Origin of the sequence: Streptomyces sp. NPDC006602 (genome assembly GCF_042870385.1) — a bacterium.
Lineage (GTDB): Bacteria > Actinomycetota > Actinomycetes > Streptomycetales > Streptomycetaceae > Streptomyces.
The window spans coordinates 243664-262756 of the sequence record NZ_JBIAHG010000009.1 but is presented as its reverse complement, the minus strand read 5'-3'; the positions used below and the strand labels follow the sequence as shown (position 1 = coordinate 262756).

Annotated in this window: 16 protein-coding genes; 11 read left to right on the top strand and 5 right to left on the bottom strand. The window is 71.5% G+C overall.

The features are described from left to right. Positions 1-29: 29 nt before the first annotated feature. From ACFYO2_RS24250 to ACFYO2_RS24240, 3 genes are all read right to left on the bottom strand, one after another. Complete coding sequence (locus ACFYO2_RS24250) at positions 30-1280, bottom strand: ABC transporter permease (RefSeq protein ID WP_388352630.1); 1251 nt, start codon at positions 1278-1280, stop codon at positions 30-32. After that, positions 1280-2839 carry a sugar ABC transporter ATP-binding protein gene (locus ACFYO2_RS24245; protein ID WP_388352627.1) on the bottom strand — a complete coding sequence of 520 codons (1560 nt, stop codon included), beginning with the start codon at positions 2837-2839 and terminating at the stop codon, positions 1280-1282. The genes ACFYO2_RS24250 and ACFYO2_RS24245 overlap by 1 nt, the downstream gene beginning before the upstream one ends. Positions 2840-3030: 191 nt before the next feature. Continuing rightward, a complete protein-coding gene (locus tag ACFYO2_RS24240) occupies positions 3031-3825 on the bottom strand; it encodes an IclR family transcriptional regulator (protein ID WP_388352624.1) in 795 nt (264 codons plus the stop codon). Positions 3826-4019: 194 nt separating this feature from the next. Between ACFYO2_RS24240 and ACFYO2_RS24235 the strand changes: the two genes are divergently transcribed. Genes ACFYO2_RS24235 through ACFYO2_RS24215 form a run of 5 tightly spaced genes read left to right on the top strand, consistent with a single transcriptional unit; the run spans position 4020 to position 9320 of the window. Beyond that, on the top strand, positions 4020-4973 hold the full coding sequence (locus tag ACFYO2_RS24235) for a cyclase family protein (RefSeq protein ID WP_388352621.1): 954 nt from the start codon (positions 4020-4022) through the stop codon (positions 4971-4973). Beyond that, positions 4973-6040: an NAD(P)-dependent oxidoreductase gene (locus tag ACFYO2_RS24230; RefSeq protein WP_388352618.1), complete on the top strand. Its 1068-nt coding sequence runs from the start codon at positions 4973-4975 to the stop codon at positions 6038-6040. Before ACFYO2_RS24235 ends, ACFYO2_RS24230 begins: the two co-directional genes overlap by 1 nt. Continuing rightward, entirely contained in the window at positions 6037-6966 is a 930-nt protein-coding gene (locus tag ACFYO2_RS24225) for an NAD(P)-dependent oxidoreductase (protein WP_388352615.1), read from the top strand. The genes ACFYO2_RS24230 and ACFYO2_RS24225 overlap by 4 nt, the downstream gene beginning before the upstream one ends. Positions 6967-6972: 6 nt before the next feature. Next, positions 6973-7869 carry a phosphogluconate dehydrogenase (NAD(+)-dependent, decarboxylating) gene (gene gnd, locus ACFYO2_RS24220; protein ID WP_388352612.1) on the top strand — a complete coding sequence of 299 codons (897 nt, stop codon included), beginning with the start codon at positions 6973-6975 and terminating at the stop codon, positions 7867-7869. Next, positions 7866-9320, top strand: coding sequence for an MDR family MFS transporter (locus ACFYO2_RS24215; protein ID WP_388352609.1), 1455 nt, complete (start codon positions 7866-7868; stop codon positions 9318-9320). Before gnd ends, ACFYO2_RS24215 begins: the two co-directional genes overlap by 4 nt. Here the strand turns inward: ACFYO2_RS24215 and ACFYO2_RS24210 are convergent. Continuing rightward, positions 9268-10755 (bottom strand): gluconokinase, encoded by a 1488-nt coding sequence (locus ACFYO2_RS24210; RefSeq protein ID WP_388352606.1) that lies wholly within the window; start codon positions 10753-10755, stop codon positions 9268-9270. The genes ACFYO2_RS24215 and ACFYO2_RS24210 overlap by 53 nt on opposite strands. Positions 10756-10910: 155 nt before the next feature. Here ACFYO2_RS24210 and ACFYO2_RS24205 point away from each other — a divergent pair, with 155 nt between their 5' ends. From ACFYO2_RS24205 to ACFYO2_RS24180, 6 genes are all read left to right on the top strand, one after another. Further along, on the top strand, positions 10911-11879 hold the full coding sequence (locus ACFYO2_RS24205) for an NAD(P)-dependent oxidoreductase (RefSeq protein ID WP_388352604.1): 969 nt from the start codon (positions 10911-10913) through the stop codon (positions 11877-11879). Continuing rightward, a complete protein-coding gene (locus ACFYO2_RS24200) occupies positions 11876-12661 on the top strand; it encodes an SDR family oxidoreductase (protein WP_388352601.1) in 786 nt (261 codons plus the stop codon). The genes ACFYO2_RS24205 and ACFYO2_RS24200 overlap by 4 nt, the downstream gene beginning before the upstream one ends. A 66-nt stretch (positions 12662-12727) precedes the next feature. Further along, positions 12728-13774, top strand: coding sequence for an L-idonate 5-dehydrogenase (locus ACFYO2_RS24195; protein ID WP_388352598.1), 1047 nt, complete (start codon positions 12728-12730; stop codon positions 13772-13774). 15 nt (positions 13775-13789) lie between these two features. Continuing rightward, positions 13790-14815 carry a 2-hydroxyacid dehydrogenase gene (locus ACFYO2_RS24190; RefSeq protein ID WP_388352596.1) on the top strand — a complete coding sequence of 342 codons (1026 nt, stop codon included), beginning with the start codon at positions 13790-13792 and terminating at the stop codon, positions 14813-14815. A gap of 115 nt (positions 14816-14930) precedes the next feature. Further along, a complete protein-coding gene (locus ACFYO2_RS24185) occupies positions 14931-16250 on the top strand; it encodes an ATP-grasp domain-containing protein (protein WP_388352593.1) in 1320 nt (439 codons plus the stop codon). Positions 16251-16266: 16 nt separating this feature from the next. Further along, positions 16267-18306: a CocE/NonD family hydrolase gene (locus ACFYO2_RS24180; RefSeq protein WP_388352591.1), complete on the top strand. Its 2040-nt coding sequence runs from the start codon at positions 16267-16269 to the stop codon at positions 18304-18306. Between the two features lie 111 nt (positions 18307-18417). Here ACFYO2_RS24180 and ACFYO2_RS24175 read toward each other — a convergent pair whose 3' ends face one another. Then, positions 18418-19038: a class I SAM-dependent methyltransferase gene (locus ACFYO2_RS24175; RefSeq protein WP_388352588.1), complete on the bottom strand. Its 621-nt coding sequence runs from the start codon at positions 19036-19038 to the stop codon at positions 18418-18420. Positions 19039-19093 lie beyond the last annotated feature (55 nt).

The following is a 19093-nucleotide window of genomic DNA, read 5'->3' as shown; positions in this document are numbered from 1 at the left end:
AGCGAACGGGCGCGGAGGTTCGGCCGCGGTCAGGGGGTGTGCGGCGCGTCGTCGGTGGACGCGGCGGGGGCGGGCGTCGGCTGCTCCGGCGCGGCTACTGCCGCGGACACGGTCGCGGGTTCCGTCCCCGGCGGGGACAGTGAGCGGCGGGTGGCACTCGCGCCGGCGCGCAGCCGGCGGCGGGCGGAGTAGCCGGCCAGGCCGACCGCGAGGAGCAGGGTGCCGCCGTTGAACAGGGAGGTCGCCCAGAACTCGGCGCCGAGCTGCTGGATGCCGGCCAGGCCGATGGCGAGGATGGCGACGGCGACGACGGTTCCGGCGGCGTTGGCGCGGCCCGGTTTGATGGCGGTGGAGCCGAGCAGGGCGCCGACGAAGGCGGGCAGCAGGTAGTCCATGCCGACGCTCGGGTTGCCGATCTGCTGCTGCGCGGCGAGCAGGACGCCCGCGAAGCCGACGACGAGTCCGGATCCGGCGAAAGCGTAGATGCCGTACCTGCGGGTGGGGATGCCGACGAGGTCGGCGGCGCGGGCGTTGGAGCCGATGACGTACAGGTAGCGGCCGAGCGGCAGGCGCTCCAGCAGCAGCCACAGCACCACGGCGAGGGCGAGGACGTAGAAGGCGGGGACCGGCAGGCCGAGGAAGGTGGAGTCGTACAGGTCGGTGAAGGCCGGGGGGAGCCCGTGCGGGCCGGGCACGATCCGGGCGCCGTCGGTGATCCAGCCGGTGCAGGCGTACAGGAGGCTGCCGGTGCCGAGGGTGGCGATGAAGGAGTCGATCTTGGCGAATTCCACCAGCAGGCCGTTGAGTACGCCGACGATGCCGCCGCCGATGATGACGGCGACGCAGGCGATGGGCCAGGACCAGCCGCTGTTCACGATGAGTTGCATGGCCAGGACGTGGGCCAAGCCGAGTCCGTAGCCGACGGAGAGGTCGAACTTGCCGGTGACGATGGGGATCATCGCGCCGAGCGCGAGGATGGCGGGGATGGACTGGTTGGACAGGATCGACGAGGCGTTGTCCATCGTCGGGAAGGTGTCCGGCAGGGCCAGTGCGAAGATCACGAAGAGCAGGAGGGTCAGGCCGAGCAGTCCGTAGGTGCCGATGAGGTGGCCGCCGCGCAGCCGGGCGGTGATCGAGCCGCTGCCCGCGTCCTTGTCGGCGCCGCCGGGTGGCCGCTTGCGCGTTCCCTGGGGTGTTCCCTTGCGGGCGCCGCCCCTGTCCCGCTGTGGGCCGTTGCCGTGGTCGGCCTGCCGGCGGGCGGATTCGGTCTCGGTGGCCATCAGTTGTCCGCCGTTCCGGTCAGCGCCGGCATGGCCGACGCGGCGTGGGTGAGTTCGGTGACGGTGAGGGCTTCGCCGCTGAGTTCGGCGGTCACCTGGCCCCGTACGAAGACCAGGGCGCGGTGACACACGTCGGCGACTTCCTCGAAGTCGGTGGAGATGAGGAGGACCGCGAGGCCCTGGGCGAGCGCGTCGTCGAGGAGGCGGTAGATCTCCGCCTTGGCGCCGACGTCGACTCCCGCGGTCGGCTCCTCCAGGATCACGACGCGCCTGGTGAGCCGCAGCCAGCGGCCGATCATGACCTTCTGCTGGTTGCCGCCGGACAGGGTCGCGATGGGGGCTTCGCAGTCGGCGGGGCGTACGCCGAACCGCTCGACCAGCGAGGTCGCCCGGGCGCGCTCGCGTGCCGGGCTGATCCAGCGCCACGGGGAGCGGCTGTCGGCGCGCGGGTTGGCCAGGAAGTTCTCCCGGACGGTGAGTTCGAGGGCGCAGCCCTCCTCCTGGCGGTTGCTGGTGACGAAGCCGATGCCCGCGTCGACGGCAGCGGCGGGCGAACCCGGCCGGTAGGGCCTGCCGTCGAGCAGTGCCTCACCGTCCTGGATCGGCCGGGAGCCGGCGAGGGCCCGGCCGAGGTCCATGTGGCCGGCGCCGGTGAGGCCGACCATGCCGAGGACCTCCCCGGCGCGGACTTCCAGGTCGACGGGGCCGGCGCCCTCGGTGGTGACGCCGGTGAGGCGCAGCACGGTGGGGGCCTCGCCGGTGGGGGCCTTGGGGCCGGTCTCGGGGCGGTGGGTCTCCGGCTCGTGGCCGACGATGTCGCGGACGATGCGGTCGGGGCCGTGGTCGGCGAGACGGCCCTGGCTGATGAGGTGGCCGTCGCGCAGGACCGCGAAGCTGTCGGCGACCTGGTAGACCTCGTCGAGCCGGTGGCTGACGTAGACGATGCCGTGGCCGCGGTCGCGCAGGGTGTGCAGGACGTCGAAGAGGCGGGCGCAGTCGGCGGCGGGCAGACTCGCGGTGGGTTCGTCGAGGACGATGAGCCGGGCCCGGGTGGACAGGGCGCGGGCGATGGCGACGAGGGACCGCTCGGCGCGGGTGAGGTCGGCGACCGCGGCGTCCGGGTCGAGGTGACCGGCCACGATGTCCAGCGCCTCGGTGCTGCGCTCGCGGACCTGCCGCCAGGAGACGAGTCCGCCGCGGCGCGGGTAACCGGTGCCGAGGGCGATGTTCTCGGCGACCGTCATCCATTCGACGAGGCCGAGGTCCTGGTGGATGAAGGACATCTCCGCGGAGGCGGCTTCGGTGCCCAGCGGGTGGCCCGCGACGGTCACCTCGCCCTGGTCCGCTCGGTAGACCCCGGCGAGGATCTTGATAAGGGTGGATTTACCGGCACCGTTGTGCCCCAATAGGGCGAGGACGCTGCCGGAGTGGATGTCGAGGTCGACATCGGCGAGGGCGAGAGTGCCGCCGAACCGCTTGCGCAGTCCTCGGATGCTTACCAGGGGTTGAGGTAGAGCTGTGCCGGCTGTGCCGGCTGTGTCATCGGGAGCGTCATACACGGACTTCTCCGAAGGGATCTGCCAGCCGAGGACCTTTCCATCGGCTCGACCAGAATCCTGTACACCCGCCAGCATATTGGTCAATACTCCCGCTGGCATTTATTGCCCCAAAGTTACGGCGGCCGTACGGGAAGATCTCCGTACGGCCGCCGCGGGGTGGCACCGAAGGGGCGTCGAACAGGCCCCCGACCTCAGCCGCCGCCGCGCTGCGCCCCCTGCGGCAGCATGGGGTTCTCCAGTCCCGCCGCGATGACGCGCAGGTCCTTCAGCAGCGCCTCGCGGAACTCGTCGTCGAGCCGGGCCTTGAGCACGGTGACACTGATCGCGAAGGGCGCCGAGTCCGTACGGAAGCCGTTGACCGGCACGGCGAGGCACAGGATGCCCGCCGTGGCCTCCTCGTCGTCGATGGCGTAGCCGCGCTCCCGGGTCTCGGCCAGGTCCGCCATCAGGGCCGGTACGGAGGTGATGGACCGCTCACTGAGCGCGGGCAGGGTGCGGCCGCGCAGCCGGTCCTCGGCCACCGCCGGATCCAGGGTCGACAGGATGGCCTTGCCGGTGGCCGTGCAGTTCGCGGGGAAGCGGTCCCCGATGTTGGCGGTCAGCCGCAAGGGCTGCGTGCCGTCGTAACGCCCCAGATAGAGGACGTCCAGGCCGTCGAGTACGGCCACCCGCGCGGTCTCCCTCGAGATATGGGCGCTGCGCCGGCACAGCTCGTAGAAGTCACGCAGCTGGTCGACGGTGGCCAGGTAACGGCCGCCGAGTTCGACGAGCTTGCGCCCCAGACCGAAGCCCGAGCCGTTGCGCGTGATCATGCCGGCCGCCTCCAGCGAGGCGCAGAGATTGCCCGTCGAGGACTTCGGCAGGCCAAGGGCGCGCGCGATCTCACTCACGGACAGCGGGCGGCCCTCCGCCTCGCCGAGTGCGTCGAGGATGGCCACGGCCCGCGTCACTGCGGGAACGAGACTACCCGGGTCACTTGCGCTCACCAGCAACTCCACCCATCATTCTGTTCGTCGTTCAGCATATTGGCTATTGTCTCTCGTGTGCCCCCGAACGACAATGCCGTCGGCGCACGCTTTGCCGTCGAGATTTTTCCGCATCCCCTCGGTATCACTCGACCGTAGCGCGCCCTCTGGGCCGGCCGACGACACCCTCCGAGCCTTGGAGCGTTGAACAGCAGATGACCAGCAACCCGCATGATCCACCTCCCAACGGCCCGCCGATGTCCCGCGAGGAGTTCGACGCGCTCTTCGACGAGCTGAGCACCTGGGGCCGCTGGGCCCCGGCCGACGCCGACCGCGGCGCGTGGAACCGGGTCACCCCCGAGCACGCACGGCGTGCCGCCGCACTGGTGCGCACCGGCACCACCGTCCCCACGGCCCTGCCCTGGAACACGGTGCCCGGCCCGGACAACGGCAAGCCCGCGCTCCACTACATGTCCGACCTCGGCGACGTCGAGGCCCCCGAACCGTCCTGCCACAAGGACTTCATCGCCGTCGACTACCACGGCAAGGGCGTCAGCCACCTCGACGCGCTCTCCCACATCGCCTACCGCGGACAGCTCTACGACGGCCGCACCGCACGCGAGGTCGTCGACGCGGGCGGCGCCCGCTTCGGCGCCGTGTCCGCGCTCGGCCCGCTGGTCACCAAGGGCGTGCTGATCGACATGCCGGCCGTCCTCGGAACCGACTGGCTGGAGCCCGGCCAGGCCGTGCACGCCGAGGACGTCACCGCCGCGGAGAAGGCCCTCGGCGTCACCATCGGCGACGGCGACGCGGTGCTGCTGCGCTCCGGCCACTTCCGGCGCCGCGCGGAACTCGGCGCCTGGAACCCGGACAACGCCAGCGCCGGCTTCCACGTGGACGCCATGCCGCTGTTCGCCGAGCGCGGGATCGCGCTGCTCGGCGGCGACGGCGACAGCGACGTACGGCCCTCGCCGGTCGAAGGACTGCACTCCCCCGTGCACGCCCTCGCGATCACCGCCATGGGTGTGCCGCTGCTGGACAACCTCGACCTCGAAGCACTCTCCGCCGCCTGCGCGCAGGCCGGCCGCCACGAGTTCCTGTTCGTCGTGGCCCCGCTCAACGTCCCCGGCGGCACGGGTTCACCCGTCAACCCGATCGCGGTGCTGTGATGAGCGCCCTGGGGTTCACAGTCGGCGTCAGCCGGGATTTCCTGGACGCGGACGGCCGCAACGTGTGGGGCGACATCCGGCTCGGCGACCTCGACGCCGCCGGGGTCGACTGGCACTACCTGCCGCGCGACACCGGGGAACTCCTCGCGCAGGACGTCGACGGCCTGGACGCCGTCCTGTTCGCCGGCCCCGCCGTCACCGCCCGTACCTTCGAGGGCGCTGCCCGCCCCCCGCTGCTCTTCGCCCGCTTCGGCGTCGGCTACGACGCCGTCGACCTCGACGCGTGCACCCGCAACGGCGCCCTGGTGACGATCACCCCCGACGGCGCCCGGCGCCCGGTCGCGACCGCCGCCCTCACTCTCCTCCTGGCCGTGCTGCACAACGTGACCGCCAAGGACCGGCTGGTGCGGGAAGGCCGCTGGGCCCAGAAGGAACAGTGGATGGGCCTCGGTCTCACCGGCCGCCGGATCGGCCTGATCGGCCTCGGCAACACGGCCCGCGATCTGGTCGGACTCCTGCGGCCGTTCGAGGTCGACGTCGTCGCGTACGACCCCTACTGCCCGCCGGAGACCGCCGCCGCGCTCGGCGTACGGCTCGCGGACGTCGACACCGTGATGGCTCAGGCCGACGCCGTGATCGTGATGTGCGCGCTGACGGAGGAGACCCGTCATCTCGTCGACACGCGGCGGCTGTCGCTGATGAAGCCCACCGCCGTCCTCCTCAATGTCGCCCGCGGTCCCATCGTCGACGAGACCGCGCTGATCGAGGCGCTGCGGGTACGGCGTATCAGGGGCGCCGGACTGGACGTGTTCGAGAGCGAACCGCCCGCCCTCGACAACCCGTTGCTGGGCATGGACCACGTCGTGCTCAGCCCGCACGCCCTGGCGTGGACCGACGAGATGTCCGCCGGGAACGGCGGCAGCGCGGTCCGGGCCGTGCTGGAGGTGGTGGCGGGCCGCGTACCGCCCTTCGTCGTCAACCGGGATGTGGTCGGCAGCCCTCGATTGAAGGACCGGCTGGCCGAGTTGACCGCTCGCCGGGATGCCCCGGCGGGGGCCGGCGCATGAGCCCTGGCACCGGCACCGTCGGCTTCCTCGGGCTCGGCGCGATGGGACTGCCCATGGCGGCCAATCTCGCCGGGGCCGGTTTCGACGTCGTCGCCTGGAACCGCGGCCGGCCTGCGCTGGAGGCCGCCGCGGCCGCCGGCTGCCGCACCGCCGACAGCCCGGAGCAGGTGGCCGCCGCCGCACCGGTCGTCCTCACGATGCTCCCCGACCTGCCCCAGGTGATCGAGGTGCTGGACGGCCCGGGCGGACTGCGCTCCGGATGGCCGGTCATGGACACCCTGGTCGTGATGGGCACGGTCTCGCCCATAGCGGTGCGCGCCCTCGCCGGGAAGCTGCTGCCGCACGGGGTCACGGTCGTCGACGCTCCCGTCAGCGGCGGGGTGACCGGTGCCCGCGACGCCACCCTGTCGATCATGGCCGGGGGCCCTGCGGAGGCGGTCACACGCATCCGCCCGTACCTGGAGGCGATGGGCTCGACCGTACGGCGCCTGGGGGACACCGGCGCCGGCTCGCTCGCCAAGGCCTGCAACCAACTCGTCGTCGCCGGAACCCTGGTGGCGCTCGCCGAGGCCGTCCTGCTCGGCGAGCGCGGCGGCCTCGAACCCGCCGCGCTGCTCGACGTCCTGTCCGGCGGGCTCGCCTCCTCCGAGGTGCTGGCACAGAAACGGCACCACCTGGCCGAGGGTGACTTCACCCCGTCCGGCCCGGCCCGCTACCTCCACAAGGACCTCGGCTTCGTCCTGGACAGCGCGGACGACGAAGGCGTCTCGCTGCCGCTCTCCACCACTGTCGCCGGGCTGTACGCGGCCGTCGAGGCACAGCGCCTGGGCGACCTGGACAACAGCGTCGTCCTCCGCCTGCTGCGCGACGGCTCGCCCCACTCCCCCGCTCACCCCCACTCCCCCGATCACCCCACGAAGGACTGAAGACACATGCAGGTAGGAATCGTCGGCCTCGGACGCATGGGCGGAAACATGGCCGCCCGCTGGCGGGACCGCGGCCACGAGGTGCTCGGCTACAGCCGGACGTCCCCCGACCGCGACGCTGACTCCCTGGAGGAACTCGTCGGGAAGCTCGCCGGCCCCCGCGTGGTGTGGCTGATGCTCCCCTCTGGCGACCCGACCCACCAGGCGCTGCGGCAACTCGCGGAACTGCTGTCCCCCGGTGACGTGATCGTCGAGGGCGGCAACTCCCGCTTCAGCGACGACACCGAGCACTCCCGGATGCTCGCCGAGCACGGCATCGGCTACGTCGACTGCGGTGTCAGCGGCGGCGTGTGGGGCCGGGAGAACGGCTACGCCGTGATGTGCGGCGGCGAGGACGAGCACGTGCGGCGCGTCTGGCCGCTGCTGGAGTCGCTCGCCCCCGACCAGGACGGGCTGTGCCACGCCGGCCCGGTCGGCGCCGGCCACTACGCCAAGATGGTCCACAACGGCATCGAGTACGGCATGATGCAGGCGCTCGCCGAAGGCTACGAACTGCTGGAGGCCAGCGAGTACGTGCCCGACGTGCCCAAGGTGCTCGCCTCCTGGCGGCACGGCACGGTCGTGCGCTCCTGGCTGCTCGACCTCCTCGTGCGCGCCCTGGACGACGACCCGGGCCTGGCCACCCTCTCCGGCCGTGTCGACGACTCGGGTGAGGGCCGCTGGACGGTCGAGGAGGCGGTACGCCTCTCCGTGTCCGCCCCCGCCATGACCGCGGCGCTCTTCGCCCGCTTCGCCTCCCGCAAGCCGGACGCGGACCAGCTCAAGGCCCTCGCGGCGATGCGCCGCCAGTTCGGCGGTCACGCGGTGCACGGCGCCGACGCGGTCACCACAGGCAAGGCGTGAGCGGCGGGGGCGGCCGGAAGGACGAGGAAGCGGGCCGCCGGGGACTGGCTCTGCTGGTCGCCGGGGCCTTCTTCATGGAGAACCTGGACGGCACCATCGTCTCGACGGCCGCCCCCGACATGGCCGCCTCCTTCGGTGTACGGCCGGCCGACATCGGAGTCGCCATGACGGCGTACTTCCTCGCGCTGGCCGTGTTCATCCCGGTGAGCGGCTGGGCCGCCGACCGCTACGGCGCCCGCCGGGTCTTCGCCTGGGCGATCGCCGTGTTCACCCTCGCCTCGGCGCTCTGCGCGGCGGCCGGCGATCTGCCCGAGCTGGTCGTGATGCGCGTCGCGCAGGGCATCGGCGGGGCGATGATGGTGCCCGTCGGCAGGCTGGCGGTGCTGCGCTCCACCCGCAAGCCCGATCTGCTGCGGGCGATCGCCTGGCTGACCTGGCCCGGGCTGCTGGCCCCCGTCCTCGCACCCGCGCTGGGCGGCCTGTTCACGACGTATGCCTCCTGGCACTGGATCTTCCTGGTGAACGTGCCGCTGGGCGTGGTGGCGCTGCCGCTCGGCTTGCGGCTCGTCCCCGATCTCCGGAAGCCTGAGCGGCCCCGTCTCGACCGGGTGGGCTTCGGCCTCGGCGGGGCCGGGCTGGCGGCGGTGGTGCTGGGGCTGGAGCGGTTCGGGGGTCCGCCGACCGCCTGGGGCGCCGGCGTGTCCTGGTTCACCGCGGGGGTCGCGCTATGCCTGCTGACGGTACGTCACCTGCGGCGCGCCTCAACGCCATTGCTCGACCTCGGCGCCCTGACGGTGGACACCTTCCGGGTGTCGAACGCGGGAGGCGCCCTGTTCCGCGCGGCGATCACCGCCGTACCGTTCCTGCTGCCTCTTATGTTCCAGGGGGCCTTCGGCTGGAGCGCCGCCACCGCCGGACTGGTGCTCATCGCGGTCTTCGCCGGCAACGTCGCCGTCAAGCCGCTCACCACTCCGCTGCTGCGCCGCTTCGGCTTCCGTACGGTGCTGCTGGTGAACGGGGTCGCGACGGCAGGGACCTTCCTGCTGTGCGCACTGCTCGGCCCGCACACGCCGATGGCCGTGGTGGCGTCCGTGCTGTTCGTCAGCGGCGTATGCCGGTCCGTCTCGCTGAGCGCGTACGCCACGATCGGTTTCGCCGACATCGAGCCTGACCACACGAGCGACGCCAACGCGCTCGCCGCCACGGTGCAGCAGCTCGCCGCCGGTCTCGGGGTCGCCTTCGGCGCCCTCGCACTGCGTGCGGCGGGCCCGGTCGCGCCCGTCCTCGGACTCGAGGGACCCGCCGCCCCCTACCGGGTGGCGTTCGCGCTGCTCTCGCTGCTTCCCCTGGTCACGGTCGCGGAGGCGGCACGGCTACGGCGGGACGCCGGGGCGGTGGTCACCGGCGCGGCCCCGGCGCCTCGCGCAGGAGCTGGTACAGGTGTTCGCTGAGTTCCCGGGTCTGCGCCAGCCGCCGGGCCGCCGTCGGGTCGGGGTGGACGGTGCGGTGGGCGCGGGCACCGGGCACCGGGGAGGTCAGCGAGGGCAGGTCTCCGAGTGCGTGCCTGGCGAGCAGTGCGGCGCCGTAGCCCGAGCCCGCGGCGTCGTCGGTGATGTCCAGCGGCATGTCGAGCGCGGCGGCGACGATCTCCGCCCACAGAGGGGAGCGCAGGGCGCCCCCGGTGGCCCGTACCGAGGTGACCGGGGCATCGGCGGCGAGCAAGGAGTCGCGGACCAGGGCGAGTTGCTGCCCGACGCCCTCGATCATGGCCCGGGTGATGTGGGCCCTGCCATGACCGCGGCGCAGCCCGATCAGGGCGCCGCGCGCGTCCGGATCCCACCAGGGGGCGCGTTCTCCGAGCAGGTGCGGCAGGGCGATCAGGCCCTCGGCGCCGGGCTCCACCTCGGCCGCCTCCTTCAGCAGGTCGCCGACGTCCACGCCGCCGAAGGACTCGGCCGCCCACTGGGCGACGACTCCGGCGTTGCTGACCGCCCCTCCCAGTACCCACAGCCCGTCCGCGAGGTAGTAGCAGAACACCCGGCAGCGCTCGTCCACGCCCGGCCGGTCGCGTACGACGCGGAGGGCGCCGCTGGTGCCGAGGGACAGCGCGGCGGTGGCCGGCGCGGTGGCACCGACGGCGAGGTTGGCCAGCGGGCCGTCCCCGGCGCCCGCCACCACGGGCAGCCCGGCGGGCAGCCCCAGCGCGGCGGCGAGTTCGGGGAGCAGCGTGAACACGGCGGTGGGAGGCACCAGTTCGGGCAGCCGGTCGGCGCTCGCCCCGGCGATGTCCAGGGCGGGGCCGTGCCATCGGACGGTGTGCATGTCCAGCAGGCCGGTGGCCGACGCGCAGGACAGGTCGGTGACCAGCCTGCCGGTGAACCGGGAGAGGACGTAGTCCTTCAGGCCGCACCACGTGGCCGCACGCCGGACCAGTTGCGGCTCGTGTGCCGTGAACCAGGCGAGTTTGGTGAGCGGGGCCATGGAGTGCACGGGGGTTCCGGTCGCCCGGTGCAGGGCGTCGGCGCTCCCGGCCGCGCGCAGACCTCGGGCGATGTCCGCTGCCCGGGTGTCCGCCCAGCTCAGCGCCGGGGTCAGTGGTTCGCCGGAGGAGTCCAGGGCGAGCAGGGTGTGCAGGGCGGCGCTGAAGGACAGGGCGGCCACCGAGAGACCGCGCCCCGCACAGATCCCGGCGCTCTCCCGTACCGCTTCGATCACTCCGGCGAGCACCGTCTCCGGGGCGTGGACGGCTTCCCCGTGCCGGCCGGTGCGCAGGGGTGCGGGGCGCTCGACGGTCGACACCACCCGGTAGGCACCGTCCACCGCGACCACCTTCGTCGCGGTGGTGCCCAGGTCGATCCCGAGCACCACCTGGGTTTCGTCCTTCATCACCGTCTTGGGCTCCCTTCCCTCTCGAGGACCGTAACAGCATGTAGAACCTAGGCCAACATGTTGAACAGAGTTCTAGCCTGTTGCGCTTTTATGTCATGGAGGTTCAATATACTGTTTCTAGAACAGCATATTGTTTCAGAAGGCAGGTCTGTGTGTCAGAACATCCGGATGTGGGAGTTGCCGGGCTCGGAGTCATGGGCGCGGCCATCGCGCGCAGACTGCTGCGGCGTGAACGCACCGTGCGGGTCTACGACGTCCGGCGGGAGGCGGTGGCGGAGCTCGCCCGGGACGGGGCGGATCCGGCGGACTCGGCGGCGCAGCTCGCCTCGTCCGCCGTGGTGATCCTCTCCCTCAACACCGCCGACATCGTCGAACAGGTGGTCTTCGGCCCCGAAGGGGTCCTCACCGCCACACCCGAGGGCGTGCTGGTCATCGACATGTCCAGCATCGATCCCGGACGCACCCGCGACTTCGCAGAACGAGCGGCGAAACTCGGCGCCGGCTGGGTCGACGCCCCTCTGTCGGGCGGCGCGCCGGGCGCGGAGCGCGGCGAGCTGACCCTGATGCTCGGCGGTGAGAACGACCAGGTGGAACGGGCACTGCCGGTGCTCGGCGCACTCTCCTCCCGGCTGACCCACCTAGGCCCGGCCGGCTCCGGGCAACTGGTCAAGTCCGTCAACCAGGTACTGGTCGGCTGCGGATTCGCCGCCCTCGCCGAGGCCGCCGCGCTCATCCGGGCGGCCGGCCTGCCGCCACGGCAGGTACGGGCGGCGCTCACCGGTGGCAGGGCCGACTCGGCGCTGCTCCAGGAGTTCTTCGTGAAGTTCGCCGAAGTCGATCTCACCCCCACCGGACGGGTCAGCAACATGGTCAAGGACCTGGAGGCTGCCCGCGACTACGCGCGCTCCGCGGGAGTGCCGCTGCCGGTCACCACCGCCGTCTTGGAGCTGCACCGCTGGCTGGCCGCCGCGGGCCACGGCGACGCCGACAACGCCGCGCTCATGCACTTCTTCGGAACCGGAACCGGAACCGACGCCGACTCCGACTCCGACTCCGGCATCGGAATCGGAATCGGAATCGGAATCAGAACCGGAACGCGTCCGACGGGAGGCCGGTCATGACGGTGTCAGCCAAGGGGCCTTCCCTGTTCGACCTCTCCGGGCGGCTGGCCCTGGTCACCGGATCCAGCAAGGGCATCGGATTCGCCCTCGCGGCAGGACTGGCCGAGGCGGGCGCCCAACTCGTCCTCAACGGGCGCGATCACGAGGCCCTGGAGCGTGCCCGTGCCGAGCTCGCCGAACGCACCGGGACCAAGGTGCACGCCGTGCCCTTCGACGTCACCGACGAGGCGGCCGTGCAGGCGGCGGTCCAGGAGATCGAGGACCGGATCGGCCCGCTGGACGTCCTGGTCAACAACACCGGCGTACAGCACCGCGAGCCACTCCTGAAGGTCTCCGCCGAGAACTTCGAGCGGGTCGTCCACACCAACCTCACCAGCGCCTTCCTGGTGGGCCGGGCGGTGGCCGCGGGCATGGTCGGGCGCGGTCACGGAAAGATCGTCAACATCTGCTCCGTGCAGACCTGGCTCGCCCGTCCCGGCATCGCCGCCTACGCGGCCTCCAAGGGCGGCCTCGCGATGCTGACCCGAGGCATGTGCGCGGAGTGGGCCGGTTCGGGGCTGTCGGTCAACGGGCTGGCGCCCGGCTATGTGGTCACCGAACTCACCCGCCCCCTCGTCGACGACCCGGCCTTCGACTCGTGGATCCGGGGCCGCACCCCGGCCGGGCGCTGGGCCTCGGTCGAGGATCTCGTCGGCACGCTGGTGTGGCTCGCCGCCCCCGCGTCGGACTTCGTCAACGGCCAGGTGATCGCCGTCGACGGCGGCCTGACCGCGGTCATCTGAGAAGGACCGAGGACCATGAACTCAGCTAACTCATCGAACTCAGCAAGCTCATCGAACTCCGCGACGATGCGGGCGGTCGTCGCCCACGGAGCGGGCGACCTGCGCCTGGAGGAGCGTCCGGTGCCGCGGCCCGGCCCCGGCGAGGTGGCGGTCGACATCCGCTACGGCGGTATCTGCGGGTCCGACCTGCACTACTGGCGGCACGGCGCGGTCGGCGAGTTCCGGCTGCGCGAACCACTCGTCCTCGGTCACGAGATCGTCGGCCGGGTGCGCGCTGCGGGCCCCGGCACGCCGGCCCCGTCGGCCGGCACCGCGGTGGCCGTACACCCTCTGGCCTCCTGCGGCACGTGCCGACAGTGCGCCGCCGGACGCCGCAACACCTGCCTGGACACCGGCTATCTCGGCAGCGCTGCCCGCAACCCCCACGTCCAGGGCGGCTTCGCCGATGTCCTGGTCGTGCCCGCGGAACGGGTACTGCCCCTGCCCGAGGGCCTGGACCTGCGACTCGCCGCGCTCGCCGAGCCCGCGGCGGTCGCCTGGCACGCGGTACGGCGGGCCGGTGACGTACGCGGGAAGCGGGTCCTGGTCACCGGCGCCGGACCGATCGGATGCCTGGTCGTCGCCGCCCTGCGTGCCGCCGGTGCCGGCGAGATCACCGTGACCGACGTCCATGAGGCACCGCTGACGGTCGCCAAGCAGGTGGGCGCCACCTCGACCGTCCGGGTCGGCGGCCCCACGGCAGGCGGGGAGGAACTGGAAGGACTCGCGGCGGACATCGCCATCGAGTCCTCGGGCAACCCCGCCGGGCTGCGCACCTGCGTGTACGGAGTGGACCGGGGCGGTCTGGTGGTGGGCCTCGGCCTGCTCCCGCCCGGGGACACCCCGGTCGCCGCCAACGCCGTGATCACGCGGGAGCTGCGGCTGGTCGGCTCCTTCCGCTTCGACACCGAACTCGGCGAGGTGCTCCGGGCGCTGGCCGACGGCCGCCTCCCGGTCGACCCGGTGGTGACCTCCGTACTCCCCGTGACGCGCACCGACGAGGCGTTCGAACTGGCAGCCGACCCGGCGCACTCCTGCAAGGTGCTCCTCGACTTCGCGGGCCCGACGGCCTGAGGAAGGTAGTTCAGCATGTCCCGCATCCCCGTGCCCGTGCCCCGTCCGCGCGTCGCCGTCAGCCGCACCGGTCTGCCGGGGGACGCCGTCCAGCGGCTCGCCTCCCGGTACGACGTCACCGCCTGGGAAGGGACGGCGCCGCCCACCTCCGTGGAGCTGGGCACGCTGGTCCGCGGCTGCGAGGGGCTGCTCGTTCTCGGCAGTGACCGCGTGGACGCCGCCCTGCTGGACGCCGCCGGCCCCGGCCTCCGTGTCGTGGCGCTGGCGTCGATGGGCTACGACGGCGTGGACGTCGACGCCGCCGCAGCGCGCGGCGTGGTGGTCACCCATACCCCCGACGTACTCGCCGACACCACCGCCGACGTGGCGATGGCGCTGATCCTGATGGCGCGTCGGCGCCTCGGAGCCGGAATGGACGCGTTGCGGCGCGGCGAGTGGGGCGCGTTCAGGATGGACGCCTTCCTGGGGCTCGACGTGCAGGGCGCGACACTCGGGCTCATCGGCTACGGGCAGATCGCCAAAGCCGTCGCACGCCGGGCGGCCGGATTCGGGATGCGGGTCCGGCACCACCACCCGCGCCGCAAGGAGGACGGCGAGCTGTCCCACTGGGTCACCTTCGACGAACTGCTGCGGACCAGCGACATCGTGTCCCTGCACACTCCCCTGACGCCCGAGACCGTCGGCATGATCGGTGCACCGGAGCTCGCCCTGATGAAACCGACCGCGACGCTGGTCAACACCGGGCGGGGCGGAGTCGTCGACGAGGAGGCCCTGCTCACCGCGCTGCGCGACGGGAGACTGCACTCGGCGGGACTGGACGTGATGACGGACGAGCCGCGGACCGACCCGGCCGATCCGCTGTTCGCAGAGCCGCACCTGGTGGTGCTGCCGCACGTGGGCTCGGCAACCGAGGCGACCCGCGCGGCGATGGTGGAGCTGGCCGCACGCAATATCGAGGCAGTACTGGACGGCGGGAGGGCGCCGACTCCGCTGCCGGGGACCACAGGGCGGCCCGCGCAACGAACGACTCGCCCGCGGTGACCAGCGGCGTCGCCCATCGGTGACGAAGGCATCAGCGGGCAGAAGGTTGGCCGCGCACCTCACGGGTACTCCGACGATCTTCCGATCCGAGCCGTGGACAAGCAGGAAGGTGCCGGTGCCCGACAAGAACAGGAACGATGCGAAGAACATCTTTGTGCTCGGCCTCGACGATGCCAACCTGCCGACACTCCAAGCGGTACCAGGTGCACAGTCGCTGCGCTTCCACCCCTTGCTGTCGACCGACGAGTTGCAGGGCGGCGAGGTGTCGGTGCCGGAACTCATCGACAAGGCACAGGGCGTGCTGGACGCCTTCGACGGCGGCATCGACGCGATCGTGGGCTACTGGGACTTCCCGGTCAGCACCCTCCTCCCCATCCTCGGCGAGCGCTACGGAACGCGCAGCACCACCCTGGAGTCGGTGGTCAAGTGCGAGCACAAGTACTGGAGTCGGCTGGAGCAGCAGAAGGTCACCGACAGGATTCCGCGGTTCGGCACAGTCGACCTGGAGGCCGACGACCCGCGCCCTCCCGAGGGGGTGCGGTTCCCCATGTGGCTCAAACCGGCGCTCTCGTACTCCTCCGAACTCGCCTTCGGGGTCAAGGACATGGACGAGTTCCGTGCCGCCGTCGCCGAGATCCGTGAGGGCATCGCCCGGGTCGGCCGGCCCTTCGAGTACATCCTCGACCGCATCGAGCTGCCGCCCGAGATGGACGGCGTCGGCGGCCAGGTCTGCCTCGCGGAAGAAGCGATGTCAGGGATCCAGGTCGCCGTCGAGGGCTACGTCCACCGGGGCGAAGTGACCGTCTACGGAGCGCTGGACTCCATCAACTATCCCGACACCCCGTGCTTCCTGCGCCACCAGTACCCCTCGACGCTGCCGCCTCAGGTGATCGGGCAACTCCACGACGTCACCGAGCGGGTGATGCGCCAGATCGGCCTCGACTCGGCCACCTTCAGCGTGGAGTACTTCTACGACCCGCAGACCCAGGAGATCAACCTGCTGGAGATCAACCCCCGGCACTCCCAGTCCCACGCCGAACTGTTCCAGTACGTCGACGGCGTACCCAATCACCACTGCATGATCGGCCTCGCCCTCGGCGACGACCCGCACATGCCGCACCGCAAGGGCCCGTACGCGATGGCCGCCAAGTGGTACTACCGCTGGTTCACCGACGGAGTGGTGGGCCATGTGCCCTCGCCCGAGGACATAGCCCGCATCGAGCGTGAGACCGACGGCGTGCGCGTCGACGTCACTCCCCGGGACGGGCAGCGGCTGTCGGAACTGTCCCAACAGGACAGCTACAGCTTCGAGTTGGCCCATGTTTTCACCGGCGGTGACAGCGAGGAGGACCTGCGGGAGAAGTACGACCACTGCGTGGCCGCACTGGGACTCACCTTCGACGAAAGCCCGCAGGGCGAGAGCCCGAACGAATAAGGAGCGCGTCGGCCTCATGCGTTACGTGACCAACCTGCCGTACGCCACGAAGGAAGAGGAGCACGTCTGCATCCCCATGTCCGACGGCGTCCGGCTGTCGGCACGCGTCTGGCGTCCCACGTCCTCGGACGGCGAGCCCGTGCCCGCGGTGCTGGAGTACATCCCCTACCGCAAACGCGACCTCACCTCCGTACGTGATTCCATCCACCACCCGTACATCGCCGGGCACGGCTACGCCTGCGTCCGCGTCGACGTGCGCGGCACCGGTGACTCGGAGGGCGTACTGAAGGACGAGTACCTGGAACAGGAACAGGCGGACGCCGAAGAGGTCCTCGCCTGGCTGGCCGAGCAGCCCTGGTGCGACGGCAGCACCGGCATGATGGGCATCTCCTGGGGTGCCTTCGCCGCTCTCCAGGTGGCCGCCCGGCGGCCGCCGAGCCTGCGCGCCATCGTCATCGCCTCCTTCACCGACGACCGGCACGCCGACGACATGCACTACATGGGCGGGGCCATGCTCTCGGACAACCTCGCCGAGGCGGGCACCATGTTCGCCTACGCCACCTGCCCGCCCGACCCCGCCGTAGTGGGCGACCGCTGGCGCGACATGTGGCACGAGCGCCTGGACAACACCGGCCCCTGGGTCGTCGAGTGGCTGCGCCACCAGCGCAGCGACGACTACTGGCGCCACGCCTCGGTCTGCGAGAACTACCAGGACGTACGCTGTCCCGTCCTCGCCTCCAGCGGCTGGGCGGACGGCTACTCGAACGCCGTGACCCGCCTGCTCGGCAACCTGGATGTGCCCCGCAAGGGGCTGATCGGCCCCTGGTCGCACAAGTTCCCCCACCTCGGAGAACCCGGGCCGGCCATCGGCTACCTGCAGGAGGTGGTGTGGTGGTGGGACCACTGGCTCAAGGGCGTCGACAACGGCGTCATGGACGGCCCCATGCTGCGCACGTGGATGCAGGACAGCGTTCCCCCGTCCACGTCGTACGAGGAGCGGCCTGGCCGTTGGGTCGCGGAACCCACGTGGCCGTCTCCGCACATCCACCCGGTCACGTACCCGCTGACCCGGCACACGATCGGCTCCAAGGGCGAGGACGGGCCGGTCGGCGAAGGCGACAGCGCCGCGATGACGGTGCGCTCGCCTCTGTCCGTCGGCCAGTTCGCCGGCAAGTGGGCCTCCTACAACGCGCCCCCGGACCTGCCCTACGACCAGCGCGAAGAGGACGGCGGCTCACTCGTCTTCGAGACCGAGCCCCTGACCGAACGGCTCGAGATCCTGGGCTCACCGACCGTGGAACTCGACGTCTCGGCCGACGAGCCGGTCGCGATGGTGGCCGCGCGACTGTCCGACGTGAGTCCCGACGGCGCCGCCACCCGGGTCACGTACGGCCTGCTCAACCTCACCCGCCGGGACGACACCGAGAACCCCGAGCCGCTGGAGCCGGGCCGGCGCTACCGCGCGACCGTCCACCTCAACGGAGTGGCACAGGCGTTCCCGCCCGGACACCGCATCCGCCTCTCCCTGTCCACGTCGTACTGGCCGCTCGCCTGGCCGCCCCCCAAACCGGCCCTGCTGAGCGTCCACGAGGGCTCCAGCACCCTCACACTCCCCGTCCGCCCGACGGACGAGCCCGACGAGGTGCCGTCGAACCCGTTCGAAGAGCCCGAAGGGACGCCGCCACTGGCCGTGACCCGGCTGACGCCACCGGAGCAGCGGTGGGACGTGAAGCGGGACCTGATCGGCTACCACGCCGAGTTGGAGATCGTGAAGGACCAGGGTCTGGTCCGTTTCGACGGGATCGGACTCGACGCCGGCCGTCGCGCCTACGAGCGCTACGCGACCGTCGCCGACGACTTCACGTCGGTCCGCGGCGAGTCCACCTGGACCATGCGGTTCCGACGCGAGAACTGGGACATTCGCGTGGTGACACACACCCGGCTCGGCTGCGACGAGCAGGACTTCTTCGTGGACGCCACCCTGGACGGCTACGAGGGCGAGCGCCGGGTGTTCTCGCGCACCTGGAACGAGACGGTGCCACGCGACCTGCTCTAGCTGCGCTGTCCCGGGCCGTGATCCCTCGTGATCACCGCCGGGCTATCTGTGCGACCGCCCGATCGCGTCGTAGCCCTGGCCTGACCTGGGTCTGCTGAACGCAGCGCGGCCCTAGGCCACGGCGGTACCGAGGGAGTAGGCCCCCATGGGTTTCGGGATGCCCTTCTCGTAGAAGACCTCGATGTCCGTGATCTTGAATCCCGCGTTCGTCAGCATGTCGGCGGTGGGTCGGGTGAGGTGGCAGCCGCCGAAGATCCGCTTGTTGACCGGCTCGAGGCGTCGTTGCCAGTCGCGCACGTTCTGATCCTCTTCCGGGGCCAGTCCGTGTTCGATGAAGTGCAGGGTCCCTGCGGGTTTGAGGACGCGTCGCAGCTCGCGGAGGGCGGCATGGGCGTCGGGGATGGTGCACAGCGTCCACGTGGACAGGGCGGCATCGAAACTGTTGTCCTCGAACGGCAGGGACTGACCGTCCAGGCCGGCGCGGCGCACGGGGACACGTGCCGCCCTTACGCGTTCGCCGGCGAGTCTCCATCCGAGATCGGAGGGTTCGACCGCGGTGACCCCGGTGACGGATGCCGGGTAGAAGGGGACGTTGTGGCCCGTGCCGAACCCGATCTCGACCACCTCGCCCGCCAGGCCCTCACAGACGCGGCGTCGCAGCGGTTTGCCTGTCTTTGCCCCGCAGGCCACGTTGATGATCCGCGGCAGCACCCGCTCGGCATAGAACCCCATCGCGGCCTCCATGTCTCGTTTTCAGCATGGCACGGCAGCGGTCCCGACGCATGTT

What these genes read in the sequence shown, in the direction of transcription:
- ACFYO2_RS24235 (WP_388352621.1), top strand. Translation starts at nt 4,020, where the DNA reads ATGACCAGCAACCCGCATGATCCACCTCCCAACGGCCCGCCGATGTCC.
- ACFYO2_RS24180 (WP_388352591.1), top strand. Translation starts at nt 16,267, where the DNA reads ATGCGTTACGTGACCAACCTGCCGTACGCCACGAAGGAAGAGGAGCAC.
- ACFYO2_RS24190 (WP_388352596.1), top strand. Translation starts at nt 13,790, where the DNA reads ATGTCCCGCATCCCCGTGCCCGTGCCCCGTCCGCGCGTCGCCGTCAGC.
- ACFYO2_RS24225 (WP_388352615.1), top strand. Translation starts at nt 6,037, where the DNA reads ATGAGCCCTGGCACCGGCACCGTCGGCTTCCTCGGGCTCGGCGCGATG.
- ACFYO2_RS24230 (WP_388352618.1), top strand. Translation starts at nt 4,973, where the DNA reads ATGAGCGCCCTGGGGTTCACAGTCGGCGTCAGCCGGGATTTCCTGGAC.
- ACFYO2_RS24210 (WP_388352606.1), bottom strand. Translation starts at nt 10,755, where the DNA reads ATGAAGGACGAAACCCAGGTGGTGCTCGGGATCGACCTGGGCACCACC.
- ACFYO2_RS24200 (WP_388352601.1), top strand. Translation starts at nt 11,876, where the DNA reads ATGACGGTGTCAGCCAAGGGGCCTTCCCTGTTCGACCTCTCCGGGCGG.
- ACFYO2_RS24175 (WP_388352588.1), bottom strand. Translation starts at nt 19,038, where the DNA reads ATGGGGTTCTATGCCGAGCGGGTGCTGCCGCGGATCATCAACGTGGCC.
- ACFYO2_RS24195 (WP_388352598.1), top strand. Translation starts at nt 12,728, where the DNA reads ATGCGGGCGGTCGTCGCCCACGGAGCGGGCGACCTGCGCCTGGAGGAG.
- ACFYO2_RS24250 (WP_388352630.1), bottom strand. Translation starts at nt 1,280, where the DNA reads ATGGCCACCGAGACCGAATCCGCCCGCCGGCAGGCCGACCACGGCAAC.
- gnd (WP_388352612.1), top strand. Translation starts at nt 6,973, where the DNA reads ATGCAGGTAGGAATCGTCGGCCTCGGACGCATGGGCGGAAACATGGCC.